Raw genomic sequence first — 1,967 nt, 5'->3', positions numbered from 1 at the left:
AAGAATAGCGGCGTAATCACTTTAATCGCCCCTGCTAAAATTACCCCTTTTTGTCCCTCTTTTAGGTTTTTAGCGCCCAGCGCACGTTGAATAATTGCTTGGTCTGTCCCCCAGTAATATAAGTTAACTAATAACAAACCAGTGAACATAGTTGAAAAAGGAACGTTAGGATCATCCGATGCCCCCACCGCTTGCAGTTTTTCAGCCGCGTTAGTTGAGATAACCGTGAAACCATCTACAAAACTACCGTCTCCAAGCACAATAAGGCCAAAGATAGGGATCATTAATCCACCAACGATCAGGCCAACACCATTGAGTGTATCTGCAATCACTACCGCTTTTAAACCGCCATAAATAGCGTAGAACAAGCCTAGGAAACCAATAATAGAAGAGATTAATAATACCGATTGGAATCTATCAATGCCTAACATGGCTTCAACATCAAAGATACCGCCAATCACCATCGCACCTGCGTAAAGCGTATTAGGTAAAAGGTTAATAATATAACTGAGTAGGAATAATACCGTTACAAACTGCTTTACCGATAGGTCATAACGGGACTCTAAGAAGTCAGGAATGGTGGTGATCCCCTGCTTTAAATAGCGTGGAACTAAAAACAGAGCGATGATAACCAGCGTGATACCTGAGGCTACTTCATAGCCCATCACCGACATATTCCCTTTATAGGAGAGCGCACTCATGCCAACAAAACTAGTAGCAGAAAGATTAGTAAGAATAAGTGAGCTTGCGATAAGACCACCAGTTAAGCTACGCCCACCCAGGAAGTAACCATCTTTAGAATCATTTTTTTCATTCTTTACACGAGCCCAAGTATATAAAACAACAAAGCCAGTAAAGAAGAAGAATGACAAAAGAATCGTTATTGACATAATATCTCTCCAATTATTAAGGTTAACCAATTATCAGTGTTACTTTTGGCACAACTATGTTTGCCAAAACATACAAAGGATATTATCAGTGTTAACGTTTACATTTTCCTTATACAGACAATAACGAGAACTAGCTCACTTTGTTTTATTGGATAGCGAGATCTAGGTAACGTAAAAATGATTTCCTAAACATTAATAAATGTAGACGACTCACTTGGTTTATGACAACACCTGTTTTTGAAGAGAGAGATTGCAATATTTATAAAAATGCAATAACCATATTAACGGTCTATTGATATGGCATTCGCTGTAGTTAAAGAAGGTAAGTAGATATGGTAACTTATTGTTAGTCATTACTATGGTTGTTGAGACTGTGGTTTATGAAACAGTGCTTGCTCAGCATTGGCTTCTAATACTAACTGTTTATGGTAATTGTCAATACGCGCATGTGCCGTTCCATCTACCAGTAAAATAACCGCCATCATAGCAATAATAGTGATCATACTCGTTCGCCAAATAGGTGTATTAAAAAATGTGATGCCTAATGCACAGGCAATAATAATGACAGGGATAGCTTTAAAAACAATAGTTTGATATTCATTTAACGTGTTTTCAGCTCGTGTGATTTCAGACTGAAGAAAAGCAGATGGGCTCGCTTTATAAGCTGTCTCAAACTCATTGATTCTGGTTTTATTGGCGTAAAATAATCCCAAACCAATAATTAATACTAGGCTTCCGGCAATTAAAGTAGGAATAATATAAGCCTTGGCTATCTCTGTTTTACCCAGTTGATAAAAACCCAGCGTCGCCAATAAAAAGCTCACGCCAAACATAATAAAAAACAAAGAGGAGAAAACTTCTGCTTTTGCCCAATCTGTTGATGCTTTTAAAATATCCACTCTTATCTCCTAACCTATTATTAATAATATGAAAGGTTACAAGGCTTAGTTAAAAAATACCTGCTAGATAATCGCTATTTTATGCTTATTTGTATCATTCTTTTATAATAGGAGCGGAACTCGTATAATAAGCAAGATCAAACTTTGTTTATTTTAATTAAGTTAGCATTAGCGTTAA

General features: G+C 36.8%; 2 protein-coding genes. Both read right to left on the bottom strand.

The annotated features are described in order from the left end of the window. The coding region (locus DS885_RS02565) for a solute:sodium symporter family transporter (RefSeq protein WP_113817844.1) at window positions 1-890 on the bottom strand (890 nt) is incomplete at its 3' end. A 356-nt stretch (window positions 891-1,246) separates the two neighbouring features. After that, on the bottom strand, window positions 1,247-1,789 hold the full coding sequence (locus DS885_RS02560) for a heparan-alpha-glucosaminide N-acetyltransferase domain-containing protein (RefSeq protein ID WP_113817843.1): 543 nt from the start codon (window positions 1,787-1,789) through the stop codon (window positions 1,247-1,249). Between the last annotated feature and the right edge of the window lie 178 nt (window positions 1,790-1,967).

Origin of the sequence: Psychromonas sp. B3M02 (assembly GCF_003318165.1) — a bacterium.
Lineage (GTDB): Bacteria > Pseudomonadota > Gammaproteobacteria > Enterobacterales > Psychromonadaceae > Psychromonas.
The sequence above is the reverse complement of the archived record's forward strand: the minus strand, read 5'-3'. Positions and strand labels throughout refer to the sequence as shown.